The organism is Nocardia sp. NPDC050799, from assembly GCF_040654015.1.
GTDB lineage: Bacteria > Actinomycetota > Actinomycetes > Mycobacteriales > Mycobacteriaceae > Nocardia.
In genome coordinates, this window is record NZ_JBFAHF010000018.1 from 120,519 (window position 1) to 139,307 (window position 18,789).

At 68.3% G+C, this 18,789-nt stretch carries 14 protein-coding genes and 1 riboswitch; of the genes, 3 read left to right on the forward strand and 11 right to left on the reverse strand.

The features are described 5' to 3' along the window. Positions 1-3 precede the first annotated feature (3 nt). Positions 4-1,197 carry a lipid-transfer protein gene (locus AB0H42_RS20095; protein WP_357057800.1) on the forward strand — a complete coding sequence of 398 codons (1,194 nt, stop codon included), beginning with the start codon at positions 4-6 and terminating at the stop codon, positions 1,195-1,197. Positions 1,198-1,406: 209 nt separating this feature from the next. On the opposite strand, the gene AB0H42_RS20100 is transcribed toward AB0H42_RS20095, so the two are convergent. The 6 genes from AB0H42_RS20100 to AB0H42_RS20125 all read right to left on the reverse strand — a co-directional run bounded on the left by AB0H42_RS20100 (position 1,407) and on the right by AB0H42_RS20125 (position 9,634). Then, positions 1,407-2,744 (reverse strand): NAD(P)/FAD-dependent oxidoreductase, encoded by a 1,338-nt coding sequence (locus AB0H42_RS20100; RefSeq protein WP_357057802.1) that lies wholly within the window; start codon positions 2,742-2,744, stop codon positions 1,407-1,409. An 89-nt stretch (positions 2,745-2,833) separates the two neighbouring features. Next, positions 2,834-4,060, reverse strand: a complete 1,227-nt coding sequence (locus AB0H42_RS20105; RefSeq protein ID WP_357057804.1) for a hypothetical protein — start codon at positions 4,058-4,060, stop codon at positions 2,834-2,836. A gap of 69 nt (positions 4,061-4,129) precedes the next feature. Beyond that, entirely contained in the window at positions 4,130-4,345 is a 216-nt protein-coding gene (locus AB0H42_RS20110; protein WP_357057806.1) for a hypothetical protein, read from the reverse strand. Between the two features lie 70 nt (positions 4,346-4,415). Beyond that, positions 4,416-6,440, reverse strand: coding sequence for a CocE/NonD family hydrolase (locus AB0H42_RS20115; protein ID WP_357057808.1), 2,025 nt, complete (start codon positions 6,438-6,440; stop codon positions 4,416-4,418). A gap of 218 nt (positions 6,441-6,658) precedes the next feature. Continuing rightward, positions 6,659-8,809 carry a catalase gene (locus tag AB0H42_RS20120; protein WP_357057809.1) on the reverse strand — a complete coding sequence of 717 codons (2,151 nt, stop codon included), beginning with the start codon at positions 8,807-8,809 and terminating at the stop codon, positions 6,659-6,661. Between the two features lie 216 nt (positions 8,810-9,025). Beyond that, on the reverse strand, positions 9,026-9,634 hold the full coding sequence (locus AB0H42_RS20125) for a LysE family translocator (RefSeq protein WP_357057811.1): 609 nt from the start codon (positions 9,632-9,634) through the stop codon (positions 9,026-9,028). A gap of 209 nt (positions 9,635-9,843) precedes the next feature. Between AB0H42_RS20125 and AB0H42_RS20130 the strand changes: the two genes are divergently transcribed. Continuing rightward, positions 9,844-11,064, forward strand: coding sequence for a globin domain-containing protein (locus AB0H42_RS20130; protein WP_357057813.1), 1,221 nt, complete (start codon positions 9,844-9,846; stop codon positions 11,062-11,064). Here AB0H42_RS20130 and AB0H42_RS20135 read toward each other — a convergent pair. Continuing rightward, on the reverse strand, positions 11,051-11,827 hold the full coding sequence (locus AB0H42_RS20135; RefSeq protein ID WP_357057815.1) for a MerR family transcriptional regulator: 777 nt from the start codon (positions 11,825-11,827) through the stop codon (positions 11,051-11,053). The two genes, AB0H42_RS20130 and AB0H42_RS20135, sit on opposite strands and share 14 nt — an antisense overlap. A gap of 27 nt (positions 11,828-11,854) precedes the next feature. On the opposite strand from AB0H42_RS20135, the gene AB0H42_RS20140 reads away from it, so the two are divergent. Further along, positions 11,855-12,325 carry a DUF6194 family protein gene (locus tag AB0H42_RS20140; RefSeq protein ID WP_357057817.1) on the forward strand — a complete coding sequence of 157 codons (471 nt, stop codon included), beginning with the start codon at positions 11,855-11,857 and terminating at the stop codon, positions 12,323-12,325. Positions 12,326-12,347: 22 nt separating this feature from the next. Here AB0H42_RS20140 and AB0H42_RS20145 read toward each other — a convergent pair whose 3' ends face one another. The 4 genes from AB0H42_RS20145 to AB0H42_RS20160 form a co-directional block, all read right to left on the reverse strand. Continuing rightward, complete coding sequence (locus AB0H42_RS20145; protein ID WP_357057819.1) at positions 12,348-13,508, reverse strand: bifunctional 2-methylcitrate synthase/citrate synthase; 1,161 nt, start codon at positions 13,506-13,508, stop codon at positions 12,348-12,350. Then, positions 13,508-14,422, reverse strand: coding sequence for a methylisocitrate lyase (prpB, locus tag AB0H42_RS20150; RefSeq protein WP_357057821.1), 915 nt, complete (start codon positions 14,420-14,422; stop codon positions 13,508-13,510). The genes AB0H42_RS20145 and prpB overlap by 1 nt, the downstream gene beginning before the upstream one ends. Next, the gene (gene prpD / locus AB0H42_RS20155) at positions 14,422-15,924 is read right to left on the reverse strand and encodes a 2-methylcitrate dehydratase PrpD (RefSeq protein WP_357057823.1); all 1,503 of its coding nucleotides are present in this window, start codon (positions 15,922-15,924) and stop codon (positions 14,422-14,424) included. The genes prpB and prpD overlap by 1 nt, the downstream gene beginning before the upstream one ends. A 770-nt stretch (positions 15,925-16,694) precedes the next feature. Further along, positions 16,695-18,122 carry a short-chain fatty acyl-CoA regulator family protein gene (locus AB0H42_RS20160; protein WP_357057825.1) on the reverse strand — a complete coding sequence of 476 codons (1,428 nt, stop codon included), beginning with the start codon at positions 18,120-18,122 and terminating at the stop codon, positions 16,695-16,697. A 288-nt stretch (positions 18,123-18,410) separates the two neighbouring features. Then, a riboswitch (cobalamin riboswitch) is annotated at positions 18,411-18,641 on the reverse strand. Positions 18,642-18,789 lie beyond the last annotated feature (148 nt).

Consider the following 18,789-nt stretch of genomic DNA (forward strand, 5'->3'; position numbering starts at 1 on the left):
GAAATGCGTGTGCGCGCCGTGGTCGCGGGTGTCGGTATCGTGCCGTTCACGGCACCGGGCCGCTCCCGGCCCTATACGGTCATGGGCGCCACCGCGGCGCGGGCGGCGCTCGCGGATGCCGGGATCGACTACCCCGCGGTGCAGCAGGCCTACGTCGGCTACGTCTACGGTGATTCGACTGTGGGGCAAGCGGTTCTGCACGAACTGGGACCTACGGGGCTTCCGGTTTTCAATGTGAACAATCATTGCGCGTCGGGTTCCACGGCCCTGTTCCTGGGGCGGCAGGCGGTGGAGTTCGGGGCCGCCGACGTGGTGCTGGTGCTGGGGGTGGAACAGATGCGGCCCGGCGCGCCGGAGACGCTCTACACCGACCGCCCGACGCCTTACGACCGCTACTTCCAGATCATGCAGCGGGTGCCGGCACTCGACGAGGCACCGATCGCCGCACAGATGTACGGCGAGGCGGGAGAGGAGTACATCCGCCGCTACGGCGCCGACCCGCAGACCTTCGCCCGAATCGCGGTCAAAGCGCGTGCGCACGCCGCGGGGAATCCGAACGCCTTGTCCACCGAGCCGGTCACCGTGCAGCAGGTTCTGGCCTCCGGGCCCGTGCACGGACCGCTGACCCGGTTGCAGTGCAGTCCACCCACCTGCGGGGCGGCCGCGGCGGTACTGGTCAGTGAGCGGTTCGCCCGCCGGTACGGCTGCGCCGGACCGGCGATCACCGCGCAGTCGATGGGCAGCGATGCCGCCGCCACCTTCCTGGGCTCGGATCCGACGAAGATCGTCGGATACGACATATCGAAGGTCGCCGCGCACCAGGTCTACGAGCAGGCCGGTATCGGCCCGGCCGAACTACCGGTGGTGGAGCTGCACGACAGTTTCACCACCGGCGAGATCTTGGCCTACGAAGCGCTCGGCCTCACTCCGGAGGGGACGGCGGAAAGATTTGTCGCCGACGCGGCCAACACCTATGGCGGGCAAATTGTGACCAATCCCTCCGGCGGTATGCTGGCCAAAGGCCATCCGCTGGGTGCGACGGGAGTGGCACAGTGCGCGGAACTGGTCTGGCAACTGCGCGGGCAGGCCGGTGCCCGCCAGGTCGACTACGCGAACCTGGCCCTCCAGCACAACGTCGGGCTCGGCGGCGCGACGGTGGTGACGCTGTACGCGAACACCGGATCCATCCAGCACTGAACCGCAGGTCAACGACTGCGCACCCGGACCAGTGTGCGCGGCGCCACGGCGGCCATATGGCTGGACAACACCATCAGCGTGAGCACTGCGAACCCGGCGGCAGCCGTCGCGTAAACCATCATGGGGAACCTCCTCGTACGGTTTCCCGGTCCACCTTTCCCGCCGAACCTGGCAACAACCTGTGTGCCGCTCGGTAATGCGGTGTGTGTTCAGTGGCGGATCCCCTCGCTGCCGACGAAGCTCGCCTCCTCCGGGCCGACCAGGCCGAGCAGGGTGAGCGGGCGCGAGGCGAACGCGTTGGTCAGGTAGGTCAGCGTGATCGCCCAGCGGTTGATCGCGCGGGGTAGGGCGTAGGTGTGATAGGCGCGGGTCACCACCTTGGCCGGCAGGCCGGAGAGCTGGATACCCACCGGATTCGCGACGGCGAAGCCGGGTCCCAGATCCACTACCAGACCCATATCGCGGTGTTTGTACACAGCCTGCGTGCCGATCCCCATACTGGCGGCCACATTGCGGGCGAGGATCTTGCCCTGCCGGGTGGCGTGCTGCGCGGTCGGCGGGGTGACCTTGCCCGGTTTCGTCAGGTCCGGGACGGCGGCCGCATCCCCGCCGGCGAAAACGTCCGGGTGGCCGGGCACTCGCAGATCGGCGTCGACGCTCAGCCGCCCACGTTCCATCGGCAGCCCCAGGGTGCCGAGCAGGGGCGCGCCGGTCACGCCCGTCACCCAGGCAACGGTGTGGGTCGCGATCCGGGTGCCGTCGGTGAGCACGACATGGTCCTCGGCGAGCTCCTTCAGCGACATGCCGAGCCGGATATCGATACCGCGGTTGCGCAGCACGGTCAGCACCTTGTCGCTGAGCTTCTCGCCGACCTCCGGCATCACCCGGTCCGCCATATCGAGCAGCACGAAACGGACCGCGGCGGGGTCGAATCCGCGGCGCTTCGCATAGGTGTCGGCGAGGGCCCGCAGCTGTGCGACGAGCTCGGTGCCGGCGTAGGAGGCACCGACCACGACCACGGTCCGGCGCGCCCGGCGCAGCTCCGGGTCTTCCTCGTGGTCGGCCAATTCCAGTTGCCGCAGCAACTGTTCTCGCAGGTACAGCGCTTCGGCGACCGTTTTGAGGCCGCGCCCGTGCTCGGAGAGGCCGGGAATGTCGAAGAGCCGGGTCACCGACCCCGGGGTCAGCACGAGCCGATCCCAGGGCAATTCCCGCGGAGCGTGGTACTCGCTGGTCACGGTGACCGTCTTGTTGTCCAGATCGATGGATTCGGCCGTGGCGACGACCAACCGGACCCGGGGCAGCGCGTCGGCCAGCGACACCGCCACGAACCGCGGGTCGACGAGCCCGCCGGCCACATCCGGCAGCAGCGGGGTGTACAGCATGTAGTCGTGGGGTGTGACCAGCACGACCTCGGTATCGCGTTCCTGCTTCGCCAGCAGGCGGCACAGGTTACGGGCACAGGTGAACCCGGCGAAACCGCTGCCCACGATCACCACCCGCCGCGGTCCGGCGCTGCGGTCGACAGAACTCTCGACGTCCGGCACGGCCACCTCCTCCTTCGTCTCGGTTCCCTCGGCGGTTCCCGCGAGATCGCCGCCGAAACATGCGGCGGCGATCCGGGCGGTAGCGCTCGTCAGTCGGTCTCGGCGAAGTCGAACGGCAGGGCGTCGATCGCGTCGCGGTACCGCCGCTCCAGCTCGTCCGCGTCGGGCGCCCCGATATAGAGGGTCGCGAGCTTGTACCGGTAGGCGTCCTGGTTGGGCAGGTCGGAGAGACGGTCTCCGGGCTGGACCTCGATATGCACCAGTGTGCCCGGGAAACGGCGTTGCAATGCCGCGATATCGGCCTCGCCGGGCACCGCGCGCACGATCCCGTCCTCGTACCGGGGGACCATGCACTGCGCCGCGACCGCGAATTCACCCTTGCGATGTGGCATGCGGGGCCGGTCGCCCAGGGCGATATCGATGGCGACACCGTGGTTGGAGCTACCGTCGACCTTCGCGAACAGGTCGCTGTGCGACTGCGAGATACGCGTATTGACCTCGATCAACCACAGTTTGCCGGTCTCGGCATCCCACATGAACTCCGAGTTGAAGCACCCGTTGTCGTATCCGGTGTGCCGCAGATAGCGCTCGGTGACATCGATCATCCGCTGCTGGACGTCCTCGGGGACGGTGCGCGCCGGATAGTCCAGGTGGTCGAAACTGTGCCCGGCCGCGTCCTTGCGCATATCGAACAGGCCGTGCACATGGAATTCACCGCGGAACATCGTGCCCTCCGGCGCGGCCTGGGTGCCGGTGACCACCTGTTCGGCGAGGCAGGTGCGTCCCCCCGCCACGCGGATGTGCTCCGGTAGGTCCACCCGCTCGAGCGCGCGGTCGAAGGGATCGGCGATCCGGCCGATCTCGGCGCGGATCTGCGCGATGGCGGTGGCGAACATTTCGGCGTCGGTCACCTCGAATCCCAATTGCGAGGAATGGGATTTGATCGGTTTCACCCAGAAGGGAAATGGAATATCGATCTTGTCCAGCGCATCGGGGTCGAACGGATCGAAGGCACAGAAATCCGGTACACATTCCGGCACGGACTCCCGCTGCAATACCCGGCTCCAGTATTTGTGCTCGTTCTTCAGCACGCTCTCCAAACTGGGCGAAGGCAATCCGAATTCATCCGCCAGAATCGGCACGAGCACACTGGTCGGGAAATCCCAGTGCGCGATGATCGCATCCACCCGGCCGTCGAAGGCACGCAGCTCCGCCCGAGCCCGGTCGAGCAGCTCGTCGAAGTCGAATTCGTCGGCCGTGATCAAGGTGTCGTAATCGAGCAGGCCGTACGAAGAAAATCCACCCGGAACATCCACGGTCGAGATTTCATCGCGCTGGGAATCGGTCAGAGCAGGTACAAAAATATTTTTCCTCACGCAGACCGGCTAGCCATATGTGCCGGGCTCAAACACTTCGGCCGGTGAACGAAAATCGCGCCCCCGCAACCGTTCGGGAAACGAAGCGGCCGGGGGCACGAAATATTCGAGTGCGACGCCTTCAGCGGCACACCGCGCGCGGAATCGGCGGGCCGAATCCCCCATCAGCACCGTGTCGTGCGACGCGGTGCCGGCGAAGGCCGTGTCGTGCGCGGCAAGCACCATGGAGAGGGTGTCGGGGGTGGTTCTCCGGGGCGAGGTCGCGGCGGACTCCCGGGAAACGGCCGGCCGCACCTCAGACGTGGTCACGCGGGATCCTCTTGTCCCAGTTCCGCGAGAAGGTGCGCTGCTCGCCCTCGAAACCGTCGAGTTCGGCGTGCACCAGGAAATGGGTGGGCGTACAGGTGACCCGGGTACGGGTCTCGGTCCTGGTGCGCCACTCGCCCCGGGCGAAACTCATCGACCACGCGGTCTCCGCAGTGGCCGAGCAGAAGTCGTCGGCCTGCCAGCCGTAGCGTTCCCAGACCTTCCGGTCCACTTCCAGCTCGTGTTCGTCATAGCGGACCAGGCCGGCGTCCTTGACGATCTCCAGGGCGGCCCGGTAGTCGACCAGGTCACGGGACACCGTCCATTTCTGATCACCGGGACTGATGTGGGTCACCGCCATCGGTTGCGCGCCCTCGGGCTCACCGAACGGCTGCACCGATCCTTCCTCGGCCCCGGCCATCGGCCGGATCGGCAGCCGCAGACTGCTCCCCGCCGTGTGCACGGTGACCTGCGCAGGCTCCGGTGGCGGCCAGGCCAGCGGCCAGTACGACGTCGACAGCGACAGCCGGATCCGGTGGCCCGCCGGAAACGCCTGCGCCACGGCATTGAGCTGCACGCTGACGCGGTAGCGCTCGCCGGGGTCCAGGGGCCGGGGATCATCGTGGCCGTCCCGGTGGGTCAGATTGAGCAGGCCGTAGGTCACTCGTGTCGCACGGCCGTCCGGCGCCACATCGGACAACCTGGCCGCGACCATGGCGACCGGTTTGTCCGCCGACACCTCGAGAGTCACCGTCGGCGCGCCCAGGATCTCGCACCGTTCGGCGAGCGCGCCGGTCTCGAACACCAGTGAGCCGCCGTCCTCCTCGCGCTGGTCGTAGGGCAGATCGGGCGGGGCGTTGTAGGACGCCCACTTTCCGGCGAACTGCCCCACCGACAGCGGCGATTCGACCGGCAATGCCACCTGCGCCACCTCCTCGCCGGGTTCGGCGATCCGGTACCGCCCCAGCGGGTATTCGGTGAACGAGATATTCGGCGAGGGCCATTCCGGCTCCCCCACCCACCGGCCGGGCCGGTCCTCGTAGGCGGTCGACGGTGGCACGCTCTCCTGCATCCAGGTCTGCAAAACCGGTCCGTCCAGCACGCCGTTGTCGACATCCTTGAGCCAGTGATCCCACCAGCGCACCACTTCCTGGAGATACCCGATGGCGGGTCCGGGCTCGCCCAGATGCGGATACTTGTGCGACCAGGGACCGATCAGTCCCTTCCGCGGGACATCCAGGTTGGCGAGCAGCCGGCCGACCGCGTTCGAATAGCCGTCGGCCCACCCGCTCGAGGCCAGGACCGGCACCTGGACGGCGGCATAGTCCTCACACACCGAGGCCCGGCGCCAATAGTCGTCGCGCCGCTGGTGCTCGAGCCAGTTGGCCGCCCACAGACTGCAGTTCTCCAGCCGCTCGAACCACATATCGCGCCATCGGTCGCCGACCAGTGCCGGATCGGGCGGCAAGGTGCTGTAGGCGAACATGGTGGCGGATTCGGCGATATTGTCCGACAGCAATGCGCCGCCCATGTAGTGCATATCGTCGGAATAGCGATCGTCGGTGAACGAGGAGATGACGATCGCCTGCAGGTGCGGCGGTTTGCGCGCCGCGATCTGCAGCGAGTTGAACCCACCCCAGGAGATGCCCATCATCCCGATCCGGCCGTCGCACCAGGGCTGCGCGGCCATCCATGCCATGACGTCCTCGGCATCGCGGTGCTCTTGGTCGAGGTATTCGTCCACGAGTACGCCCTCGGACTCCCCGGTGCCGCGCAGATCGACTCGGACGCAGGCATATCCGTGGCCCGCCATGTAGGGGTGGTGAATGGAATCCCGGACCGCGGACAGATCCCGTTTCCGGTAGGGGATGTATTCCAGGATGCCGGGGACCGGCCGGTCGTCGGCGGCGACCGGCCGCCACACCTTGGCCGCCAATCTGGTTCCGTCCGACATCGGGATCCACAGGTGTTCGTCCACGGTGATCTGCTGGGGCAGCGATGTCACTGTCCGCATCGATCCTCCTCGTCGTGCTCACGATCCGCCCGGCCGCGCCGTGGGCACGGCGACCCACCACACGCGGACAACGTCCCGTGCGGTGGCCGGCGCGGATCTTCACTTCTCGTCGAACCCGCACACCGCCTACCCGCTCACGCCGCGGCTACACCGAGGCGCCGGCGCGGTGTGCGCTGTACCGGTGTCGTCCCGGACGAGACGGCACCGGTACGACGGCCTCAGGCCGGAATGCTGTGGGTGTCCCGTCCCCAGATCCGGTGCCCCGCGAGCAGCGTGGCGAACGCTTCGGCGAAACCGTCGGACACCGTGTCACCGCTGCGCAGTACCCCGTCGGCGGGGGTGTTCGGTTGCGGAGGCTCCGCGATACCGCCCGCCCGCAGGACCTCGGTGCCCGCGCCCAGCGCGGCGACCGGCTTCGCGTGTTTGTACGCCTCGGTGACGAAGTGGACCGCCGGGCCCGCCGCGGCGAGGGCGCGCGCGCACTCGTCGCCCCCGGCGACCACCACGGCGTCGTAGAGGACCGAGGCCATGGTCGCCAGGGCTCGGTCCACTGCCAGGGCATTCCCGCCGGTTCCGCGCAGCTCGCCGCCGTGCGGTGCGAGGACCTCGGTGACGGCACCGCGATCGGCGAGGGCGCTGCGCAACTGTTCCACACTCGCGGTATCCACGCCGTCGGTGGCCAGGATCGCGATCTGACGGGTGGCGATGGTCTGCGGGGGATCCTTCAGCTGGGACAGCGCGGGTGACGGCGCGACCTCGGATACCTCCTGCGCGGCCGGGGCCGGCAGGCCCAGTTCCCGCGCCACCCTGTCGGACAGATCCGGGTCGACGCGCACCAGCTCGTCCAGCACCCGGGTCCTGATCTCGACCTCCCGGCATTTACCGAGTTCGAAGGCGAACGCTTCGACGATATGGGTGGCCTCCGGCTCGGTCATACTGCGCCAGAACATCCGCGGCTGCCGGTAGTACTCCTTGAAACTCTCGCTGCGGGCCCGGATCGTCTCGCCCTCCACCCGGCGGGTGTAGTGGTGATAGACGTCCTCGTCGGCCAGCGCGGGGCAGCCGCCCCCGAGCGTGTTCTTGGTGTAGAACGCCCGGCCGCGCGGGATATCGTGGCGGCTGTATCCGTCCTGCTGATGGGTACGGACATCGGCCAGCGGCCGGTTCACCGGCAGGTGCGCGAAATTCGGCCCACCCAACCGGATCAGCTGGGTGTCCAGGTAGGAGAAGTTGCGCAGCTGCAGCAGTGGGTCGTTGGTGAAATCGATACCGGGCACGATATTGGCCGTATGGAAGGCGATCTGCTCGGTTTCGGCGAAGAAGTTGTCCGGGTTGCGGTCCAATACCAGCTCGCCGACCGGGCGCACCGGCACCTGCTCCTCCGGAATGATCTTGGTGGCATCGAGCAGGTCGAAATCGAAGTCGAATTCCTGCTCCTCGGGAACGAGCTGCACGCCCAGCTCCCAGCGCGGGAAGTTACCGGCCTCGATATTGTCCCAGAGATCGCGCCGGTTGTAATCGGGGTCGCGGCCCGCCACCTGCTGGCATTCGTCCCACAGCAGTGAGTGCACGCCCAGACTCGGCTTCCAGTGGAACTTCACGAAAGTTCCCCGCCCCTCGGCGTTCACCAGCCGGAAGGTGTGCACACCGAAACCCTGCATCATCCGGTAGCTCCGCGGCAGCGCCCGGTCGGACATGAGCCACATGATGGCGTGCAGGGTTTCCGGCTGGGCGGCCACGAAATCCCAGAGCGTGTCGTGGGCCGACTGGGCCTGCGGGATCTCGTTGTGCGGTTCGGGCTTCACCGCGTGCACGAAATCGGGGAATTTGATGCCGTCCTGGATGAAGAACACCGGAAAGTTATTGCCGACCAGGTCGTAGTTCCCCTGCGGGGTATAGAACTTGGTGGCGAAGCCGCGCACGTCACGGACCGTATCGGAGGAACCCCGGGACCCGGCGACCGTGGAGAACCGGACGAACACCGGCGTGCGCAACTGCGGGTCGGTCAGGAATTTCGCGACCGTGTACTCGGCCAGCGAATCGTCGTACGGACGGAAGTATCCGTACGCGCCCGCGCCGCGGGCATGGACCACCCGCTCCGGAATGCGTTCGTGATCGAAATGGGTGATCTTCTCCCGGGCGTGGAAATCGTCGACGAGGGTCGGTCCGCGCTCGCCGACGGTCAGCGCGTCGTCGGTGTGGTCGACGCGCACCCCCTGCTGGGTGGTGAGGTACCCGCTCTCCCGATCCTGCCGTAACGGATCGAGCTGCCGCTGTTTCGGGTCCTCGCCCCCGCGCCCTTCGCCGAGCACCTGCTCCTGCCCATCGGACGCGGCAGGGTCGGCGGACGGCTGTGATGTTCGGTCCATAAGTGTCCTCCTCGCTGGCGGGATGACCTGGTGTCCCCGATCCGGGCGCAACTCGCCCTGGTCGGGCGGCTTCCCCGCAGGCGCGGGGCTAAACAGTGCCCGGTGAGCGCCCGAATCCCGCGGTTCTCCGGTCCAGGGCCCGGCGGCGGAGCCCGGGACCGGGTCCCGTACCGGAGGAGTGCGGACAGCACGCCACACACCGGCCGGGAGCCGGGGTCAGTCGCTCGCCAGGCGCGCGCCGAAGGTCACCAGCGCCGCCCCTGCCACGGCGTCCAGCAGCCGTCGCACCACCCGGCGGGCCAACCAGGGCCGGACCCGATGGACGAATGCCGCGAGGCACAGCAACCACAGCGAACCGAGCACGGCCACGGTATAGGCCAGCAGCAATGCGTGGGCGACACCGGAATCCGCGTGCAGGAACTGCGGGAGGACCGACAGATACAGGGCCAGGATCTTCGGATTGGTGATATTGCTGAGGAATCCGGCGCGGAACGCGCGGTCACCGCCGCCGTCGGCTGTCCAGCCGGGACCGTCACCGCGGCAGGCGGACCACAGCGCCCGCGCCCCGAGGAAGCACAGATAGGCCGCGCCGAGCCACCGCAACGCCGTGAACACCGGTTGCGATCCGGTGATCAGCGCTCCCACACCCAGTGCCGCCGCACTGCCCTGGACGAGACTGGCGGCGCAGATACCCGCCACCGCCCGGGCGCCGCCGCGGAGTCCACCCAGTACCGAGTGCTGGAGGGTGATCACCGTATCCGGCCCGGGCGCCAGCACGACGAGGACCACGACCACGAGGTAGCCGACATATTCGTGCCCTGTCACCTCGCCCGACTACCCGGTAGGTGGACGCCGAATCGGTGCATCAGGGGTCCCTCGACCGCGAACAAATCAAACAAGTAACTGTTAATTCTGTCCAATTAAATCAAGTTAGCTGGTTGTATAGGTCACTATGTAAATGAATAATCCGTTGAGTACAACCACTGCGGGTGCAGGCCGCGGGCAAGCGCTGCGGTGGAGTGAAGGACACCGATATGACCACCACGCCACCCGGTCTCGATACCCGGCACGCCGAAATCGTCCGTGCCACGCTGCCATTGGTCGAGGCGCATCTCGACGCGATCACCGCCACCTTCTACCGCGACCTGTTCGATCGGCATCCGCGGCTCGGCCGAGACCTGTTCAACCGCGGCGACCAGGCCCAGGGCAGCCAGCCGCGCGCGCTGGCGGCATCCATCGCCCGCTTCGCCGCCCGGCTCGTCGATCCCACTGCCCCGCAGCCGGATTCGATGCTCTCCCGGATCGGCCACAAACACGCCTCCCTCGGGATCACCGCCGAGCAGTACAACGTGGTCCACGAACACCTCTTCGCCGCCATCGTCGCCGTCCTCGGTGCCGAGGTGGTCACCGAGCCGATCGCCGCCGCCTGGGATCGCGTGTACTGGCTGATGGCCGACGCGCTCATCGCCCTGGAGAACCGGCTCTATGCGGAGTCCGGGGTCGCACCCGGCGCGGTCTTCCGGGAGGCGCTGGTGACGGCCCGGGAAGACGATCCCGCCGGCGTCGCGGTGTTCACCGTCGAATCCGCCGATCCGGTCCGGCCCTTCCCCGGATACGCTCCGGGCCAGTACATCTCGGTGGGCATCTCGCTGGCGGACGGCGCCCGGCAGCTGCGGCAGTACAGCCTGCTCGGCCTGCCCGGGGACGGACGTCTCGTGTTCGCGGTGAAACGCGTCGATCGCGCGGCCGGGCGGCCCGCCGGAGAGGTTTCGACCCGGTTGTACGACCGGATCGGGCTCGGTGACACCCTGACGATTACGCTGCCGTTCGGCGAGGCCACCGTGGACCCCGGCGCCACGACACCGCTCATCCTGATCTCGGCCGGTATCGGAATCACGCCGATGATCGGCATTCTCGAATACCTGGCCGCCCATGCCCCGGACCGGCAGGTGCACCTGGACCACACCGACCGCGCCCCCGGCACCCGGCCGCTGGCCAACCGGCTGTCCACCCTGGCCACCCGGCTCCCCGCGCTGGGCCTGCGCTGGCGCTACAGAGACCACACCGATGATCTCGCGCACGACAAGTTCGACCTCGATGTCTCCGCCTTCCCCGGCGACGCCGAGTTCCTCCTCTGCGGCCCCACCACCTTTCTGCACACCGTCCGCGGCACGCTGCTGGAGCAAAGTATCCCGGCCGGACGGATCCGCACCGAGCAGTTCGGCCCCACCGATTGGCGGGTCAGCACCGCCTGACCCGGAGGCGTCGGCCGCGCTCCGTACGCAGCAGCATGTACAGCGCGGCACCGGCCTCGAACAGGGCCGCGGACCGGGCGTCGAGCCCGGCGTCCCGCGCCGCCAGGGCCCGGCCGATCTCGTCCCAGCCGTGGGCGCCCCGCAACGAGGGAATCAGTTCCCGCAGCGCGGAGATACCGTACCCGGCGAGGCGGAGTTGGTGGACCAGCCGCGCGATCCGGACATCACCGGGCAGGTACCGGCGGGTCGCGCCCTCGGCACGCTGCGGCACGACCAGCCCCTCGGCGTCCCAGTGCCGCAACGTCGAGGGCCGGATCCCGAGCGCACGGGACAGTTCGGAGATACTCATGTCGTCGGCCGGCCGGATATCGTCGAGCGGCTCGCCGGCGATGGCCCGGGCCGCCTCCCGCGCGAACGCGAGGTCCCGGCGTTCCCGGTCCAGCTCGGCGTGTGCGTGATCCAGCAGCGCGAACAGCCGGGACGGGCCCCGCTCCCGCGCCTCGCGCAGAATCCGCTTGGCTTCGACCGGGCCGACGCCGGCCGCCAGCGCGCGATAGGCCCGGACCGCCCACAGATGAGCTTCCCCGTACACCCGGTACCCACTGGGTGTACGCGCCACGGGCGGGAGCACACCGTCACGTTCGAGGTTGCGGATCTGCTGGACCGAATAGCCGGTTGCACGGGCGATATCGGCGGTCCGCAGACCTGCGGAGTTGCGACTTCGGGTCGCAGTTTCCGGCCAGTTCGCGCTACAACTCTCCATAAGCACTTCAATGTAACGCTCGAAGACATGACTTTCGACGAGATCATCGAATACCTCGGTGCCCGCGACGGCGTACTGATCCAGCAACCCCGCCCCGGCGACGGCACCCCCGAGATCGCGTGGGGTGACGCGTTCTTCTTCTACGCGCCCGACGGCGCGGTCCCGGCCAACACCCAGCCCTTCGCCACCCTCGTCACCAAGAACTACCCCGGCGACGAGCGGTCCCGGCTCGACCGGCCCGGCGTCTTCCGGGTGAACATTCACGCCGGCAGGGAGCTGTTCACCACCTGGACCGGCCGCGCTCCCCGCGACCCGGAACCCGCCTGCACGGACCCCGCCGTGACCGACACCGTGATCGCCCACCCGGTGTACGGCGAGCTCGGATGGCTGGCCGTGGTGGCGCCGGGCCCGAACACCGCCGAAACCGTGCGGGAACTTCTGGCGGTCGCCCACGACCGGGCCCGGACACGTAGCCACCGGCGGTCCGGGAAGCGGTGACCTGCCCGGCCCGGCTCCGGCCTCAGGCCACGACCGGGCGTTGTGCGACGCCCACGTATTCGCTCAGCGGCCGGATCAGCGCATTGGATTCACCCTGTTCGATGATGTGGGCGGTCCATCCGGTGATCCGGCTCATGACGAATATCGGCGTGAAGACCTCGATATCGAAGCCGAGCAGGTGGTAGGCGGGACCCGTCGGGAAATCGAGATTCGGCTCGATCCCGGTGGCCTCGTCCATGGCGCGCTCGAGGGCCTCGTACATTCGCACCCACCGCTGTCCGTCGGTGGCCGCGGCGATATCCAGGAAGGCCTGTTTCATGGTGGGCACCCGGGAGTCACCGTTCTTGTAGACCCGGTGGCCGAAGCCCATCACCTTCTCCTTCCTGGCCAGCCTGTCGCGCAGCCACTGGCCGGCCAGCGCCGGGTCACCGATCTCGATCATGTGCTGCATGACGGCCTCGTTGGCGCCGCCGTGCAACGGGCCCTTGAGCGCGCCGATGGCGGCGGTGACGGCGCTGTAGATATCCGACAGCGTCGAGGTGACCACGCGGGCGGCGAAGGTGGAGGCGTTGAAGCTGTGCTCGGCGTAGAGGATCAGCGAGACCTCGAACGCCTGCACCAGATCCCGCGCGGGGATGGTCCCGAAACACATGTGCAGGAAGTTCTCGGCGTAGCCGAGGTGGGAATGCGGTGCGATGGGATCGAGGTCGTGGCGACGGCGGTGATCGGCCGCGACGATCGTCGGCAGCACCGCGAACATCCGCAGCGCCTTGGCGCGATTGGCCGGCGCCGAGTTGTCCTCCTCGGCGGGGTCCTCGGCACCGAGGTAACTGATGGCGGTCCGGACGACGTCCATGGGGTGGCAGCTCTCCGGCAATTTCGCCACCAGCGACAGCAACGACCGGCCGGCGCGGCGCGAGGCCCGTTCCCGCTGCTGGAACCGCTCCAGTTCGGCGTGGGACGGGAGTTCGCCGTACCAGAGCAGATATGCCACCTGCTCGAAGGAGCAGTGGGCGGCCAGATCCTGCACCGCGTACCCGCGGTAGGTGAGCGAATTGGTTTCCGGCACCACCTTCGAGATCGCGGTGGTATCGACGACCACACCCGCCAGCCCTTTGCAGATGGTCGGTGTCGCGGCCGCGGCCCTACCCCGCACCGGCTCGCCGAGCGACGCTGTGCTCATCACTGGTCCCTTCCCAGAGTGAAATCGAATATGGCCGAATCGAATTCGTTGTAGCGCTCGTACCGCAGCAGTTCGTACAGGCGGCTGCGGGACTGCATACGGTCCAGCAGGCCGGATTGCGTTCCCGCGGCGTAGATCTCGCGCAGGCCCGCCTCCGCGGCGTACATCGCCAGCCGCAGGGTGGAGACCGGATAGATCACCACGTTGTATCCGATCGATTCGAGGGTGGCGGCCGGGATCAGCTCCGACCTACCGAATTCGGTCATATTCGCCAGCAGCGGCGTGCTCACCGCGTCGCGGAACTTCTCGAATGCCGCGGGCGTGCGCAGTGCCTCGGTGAAGATCAGGTCCGCGCCGGCCTCGGCATAGGCCTGTGCCCGCTCGATCGCCGCGTCGATTCCCTCGATTCCCGCGGCATCGGTACGCGCGCAGATCACGAAGTCCGGATCGCGGCGGGCGGAGACGGCGGCCCGCAGCCGACGAACCATTTCCGCGGTGGGTACGACCGCCTTGCCGTCGAGATGTCCGCAGCGCTTCGGGTTGACCTGGTCCTCGAGGTGGCAGCCGGCGATGCCGGCGTCTTCGAGGACGGTGACCGTCCGGGCGGCGTTCATCGGCTCGCCGAAACCGGTATCGGCGTCGATGAGCACCGGCAGATCGGTGACCCGGGCGATCTGCTGCCCGCGTCCCGATACCTCGGTGAGCGTGGTCAGGCCGATATCCGGCAGTCCCAGTTCGGCGGAGAGCACCGCGCCCGAGACGTACACGCCGTCGAAGCCGATCTCCTGGATCAGGGACGCCACCAGGGGGTTGAAGGCACCGGGGAAGCGCTGGATCCGCCCGGAGGCCAGGCCGGCACGGAACGCGGCACGCTTGTCCGCCGCGGGCGTCGGCGCCGCGAGCAGCCCGGTCATCAGAACAGTCCCTTCGGAGAGCGCGGTGCGCGGGCGAGCACATCCGGCGAGACGATAAAACTCAGCTGCGACAGCTCCTCCGCGGACAGCTCCCCCACACGCTGGGCCACCTCGAGGAAGCGGTCCTGCTCGGCCGGATCGACCACGCCCTCGGCGAGTGCGCGGAATTTGGCGATGTACTGGTCGCGGGCGAAGGGCCGCGCGCCGAGCGGGTGGGCGTCGGCGACGGCGAGTTCGTCGACGATCACCTCCCCACTCTTCAGGGTGACCTCGGCGCGGGCGCCGAACGCTTGCTCGCGCGGATCGGTGGAGTGGTAGCGCCGGGTCCACTCCGGATCCTCCGCGGTGGAGATCTTGCGCCACAGCTCCACGGTGTCGGGGCGCTGCGCGCGCTCGGGCGCATAGGACCGCTCGTGGTGCCAGGTACCGTCCTGCAGGGCGACGGCGAAGATATAGGGCACCGAATGGTCGAGCGTTTCCCGCGAGGCCCGCGGGTCGAATTTCTGCGGATCGTTCGATCCGGTGCCGATCACCACATGGGTGTGGTGGCTGGTGTGCAGCACGATGGAGGCGATCTGGTCCAGGTTCCCGATCTGCTCACGCATCCGGCGGGCGAGGTCGATCGGTGCCTGACTCTGATACTCCGCGGAATGCTCCTTGGTGTAGGACTCCAGGATCGCCCGCTTGGGTTCCCCGGGCCCCGGAAGCGGCACCGAGTACTCGGCCTCCGGGCCCCCGAGCAACCAGGCGATCACCCCGTCCTCGCCCTCCCAGATCGGCGCGGGCGCCCCCTCCCCGCGCAGCGCGCGATCGACGGCCTCCACCGCCATCTTCCCGGCGAATGCCGGGGCGTAGGCCTTCCAGCTCGAGATCTCGCCCTTGCGCGATTGGCGGGTCGCGGTGGTGGTGTGCAGAGCCTGGCCGATGGCCTGATAGACGGTCTCGGTGTCGAGGCCGAGCAACGTGCCGATACCGGCCGCGGCCGACGAGCCGAGATGGGCCACATGATCGATCTTGTGCTCGTGCAGGCAGATCGACCGCACCAGATCGATCTGGATCTCGTAGCCGGTCGCCAGGCCACGGAGCAGGTCACGCCCGGTGCGGCCGGCGTGCTGGGCGACCGCCAGAATCGAGGGGATGTTGTCGCCCGGGTGGGAGTATTCGGCGGCCAGGAAGGTGTCGTGGAAATCGAGCTCGCGCACCGCCACACCATTGGCCCAGGCCGCCCACTCCGGCGAGTACCGGCCCTCGACACCGAACACCGTCGCCCCCGGCCGATAGGGGTGGGCCAGCGCCTGGGCCCGGGCATTGACGACCGGGCACCGGCCCGATGCGGCCGCGGCGACGGCCGCGTTGTCGATGATCCGGTTGACGATCATCTCCGCGGTCTCCGGAGCGACCTCCACCGGATCGGTCGCCACCTCGGCGATCTGCCACGCCAGGTGCTCCTCACGGGGGAAATATTGCGCCGAACGGTGGGTGCGGACGAGATGATTCTTCACGGTCCAGGACCTCCAGGCGATCGGTGGGATTCACTCGATTCGCACGCTACCGAGAGTCCAGGCCCGCGGAAACGGGTTGCAGAAGGCGAATTCTGCAGAGTCAATTCTGCGAATTTGCGGAAGTTGCGGAAGGACGACAAACACCCCGACCTGCACTGACACCGGCCGCGGCGAACCGGGCACACGATCCGGTCTCGCAGCGGGGCGCCCGCGCGCACATCGCGATAAATGGTGCGCACCGGGCCGTTAACAGAAAATAATGGGTATTACCAGTTCACGGAATTTCGAGTGTCCGATTTCGGCATGCATCGGAATCGGTACCGGTAGTGATCCAAAATCGGAAGGAATAATCCCCGAATTTTCACCGATAATCTGGCAGCGAACGCATTGTGGGCTCGAAAGACGCACGTCGCCGGGCCGGACCCGGCGGCGATCCGCCCGGCCACGGCACGCCACCCGGAGTCACACACCGCCAGGGCCCTCCCCCGACCTGCCGCCGCATCCGGATCGTCTCCGGTCTTGCCTCGGCCAGCGAGCCGATGTGTGTCGCGCACGGCCGGCTGCTGCCGAACGCGCCGCCGGAGGCGCCCGGCCAATGGCCGCGCTACGGCGAATCCCCGACACCGCCACGCGGCCACAGCGCCGGCACCGTGGAGTGGGCGGCGGGAGCGGCAAGCAAGCGTCTCAGCGCCCGGAATCGCCGTTGGAGCCCACCGCCGCACAGTTGGCACTCCCCTATCAATCCTCGACCGAAGCCGGTACGGGTTGCGTCAGCGAGTCCTGCTCGCCGGTGCGTAGGGAGTATTCGCCGGACGGTTCTCGTCGGCCGCGAGCGGACGGCCGATCTGCGGAAACGCCCGCTGCGCGCACGCGGTGCGTTCACAGACCCGGCAGCCGGCACCGATCGGGACAGCGACCGCCGAATCGCGCACGGGGAGCCCACGCGAGTAGACGAGCTTCTCCGCGAAGGCGAGGTCGCACCCGAGACCGACAGCGAAATGACGTGCCGGTGCCAAATATCCGGGGTTGCTCTCCCCGGTGGTGCGGGCCAGCCAGAGATAGGTGCGTCCGTCGGGCATCTCGGCGATCTGCGTGCGGATCCGCCCCGGGGTCGCGAAAGCGTCGTGCACCACCCACAGCGGACAACTCCCCCCGACCCGGGAAAAGTGAAAAGCGGTAGCGGACTGCCGTTTCGAGATATTTCCCGCCCGGTCGGTGCGGACGAAGAAGAACGGCACACCGCGTTGCCCCCGCCGCTGCAGAGTCGACAGGCGATGGCAGACCGTCTCGAACCCGACCTCGAATTGCGCGGAGAGCAGGTCGATGTCGTAGCGCAACCGCTCGGCCGCATCCAGAAACCGCCCGTAGGGCAGGATCAGCGCGCCGGCAAAGTAGTTCGCCAACCCGATACGCAGCAGCCGCAGCGACTCCGCCGGTAGCACCCCGGTCTCTTCGAGCAGCTCGTCGAGCACCTCGGACTGCGTGAGAAACGCCAGCTGCGTGGCCAGCTGGAACGCCCGCTGACCCGCGGTCAGGCGCCGCGCGAGAGTGAGCACGCGGGCCTGCGGATCGAACACCCGCTTGGGCCCCGGCCTGCCGGGATCCTCCGAACGGATCCGCACCACCACACCGAACTCGTCGCGCAGCAGCCGCGCCAGCTGCAGATCCAACCCGCCCAGCGCGAACCCGCTCCGGGTGAACAGTTCCTCCGCGGCGGTGTCCAGGGCCGCGATGTGATTGCGCCGATCGTAGAAGTAATCCCGCACGTCCTCGTAGGGCATCGCGGCTCGCGGGGCCGCCGCCGGACCGTCGATTCCGGCGGTGAGTTGGTCCAGCTGTCCCTCGGCCGTGCGCAGCCGCCGATGCTGGCTGATCAGCAGTCGCGCCGCCGTCGGCGCCCGGGACAGCAGATCGTCGAGTTCGCTACCGGTCACCGCCGCCGTCTCCGGATCCTCGGCGAACACCTGCTGCAGGTCCGCGAGCAGCCGGGCATCGGTCTCCGGCGCGAAGAACCCCACCTCCAGATCGAAGGTGGAGGTCAGGCGCATCAGGACCGGCACCGTCAGCGGCCGCTGATCGTTCTCCAGCTGGTTCACATAGCTCACCGACAACCCGAGCGCCTTGGCCAGCCCCGACTGGGACAGCCCCCGCTGCTCCCGCAACGCACGCAACCGGCCCCCGCCGTACATCTTCTCCACCGTCGGCACCTTTCCTCGCAGGACGACTGACAGACATCGAACCGCCCAATACAGCGGTCCGCACGAAAACGACAGCGAACCGGGCCGCCGGCACCGGCCCGCGCGAGAGCCGCGGCGGCGCATTCATGTTCGCGCTGGACGGCTTCGAAGAGGCCGGCACGTCGCACGCTCCATCGGTAGCACCAACGACCACCACCCGCGAACGCGCGCGACCGACGCACCCGGGCCCGGCCCGGTGCGTAGACGCCGGCGTAACGCCCGATCCGCGAGGCGACAGCCACCGGACACGGCGCGCCCGGCACAACCGGCAGGTCTTCGGACTCGCGGGCACCGACCTCACTCGGCCGACCCGGGTCCGCACCCGGGCTGCTACTACCGCGCCGTCGCTTCCCGGACCCCGGCCCAGTGCGTGTGACGGCGGTCGCTCCCGCTCACCGCTGCGGGACAGACCCGGATTCCCACCTGGTTCCCTCTCACCCGTCCCACGGTGTCACCGACACCGGACGACAGGCTTCGACATCCCACGCACAGCGAAACAGCGCGGGATGAACCAGCTGCGCCCGCCAGAATATGCCCAGCTCGAGCTCACACTCCAGTGGGGCGGTGGGCGCAACCGGCCATGGGGTGCGCACTGATCCAGCGATCGGACGAGATGGGACACGGGACA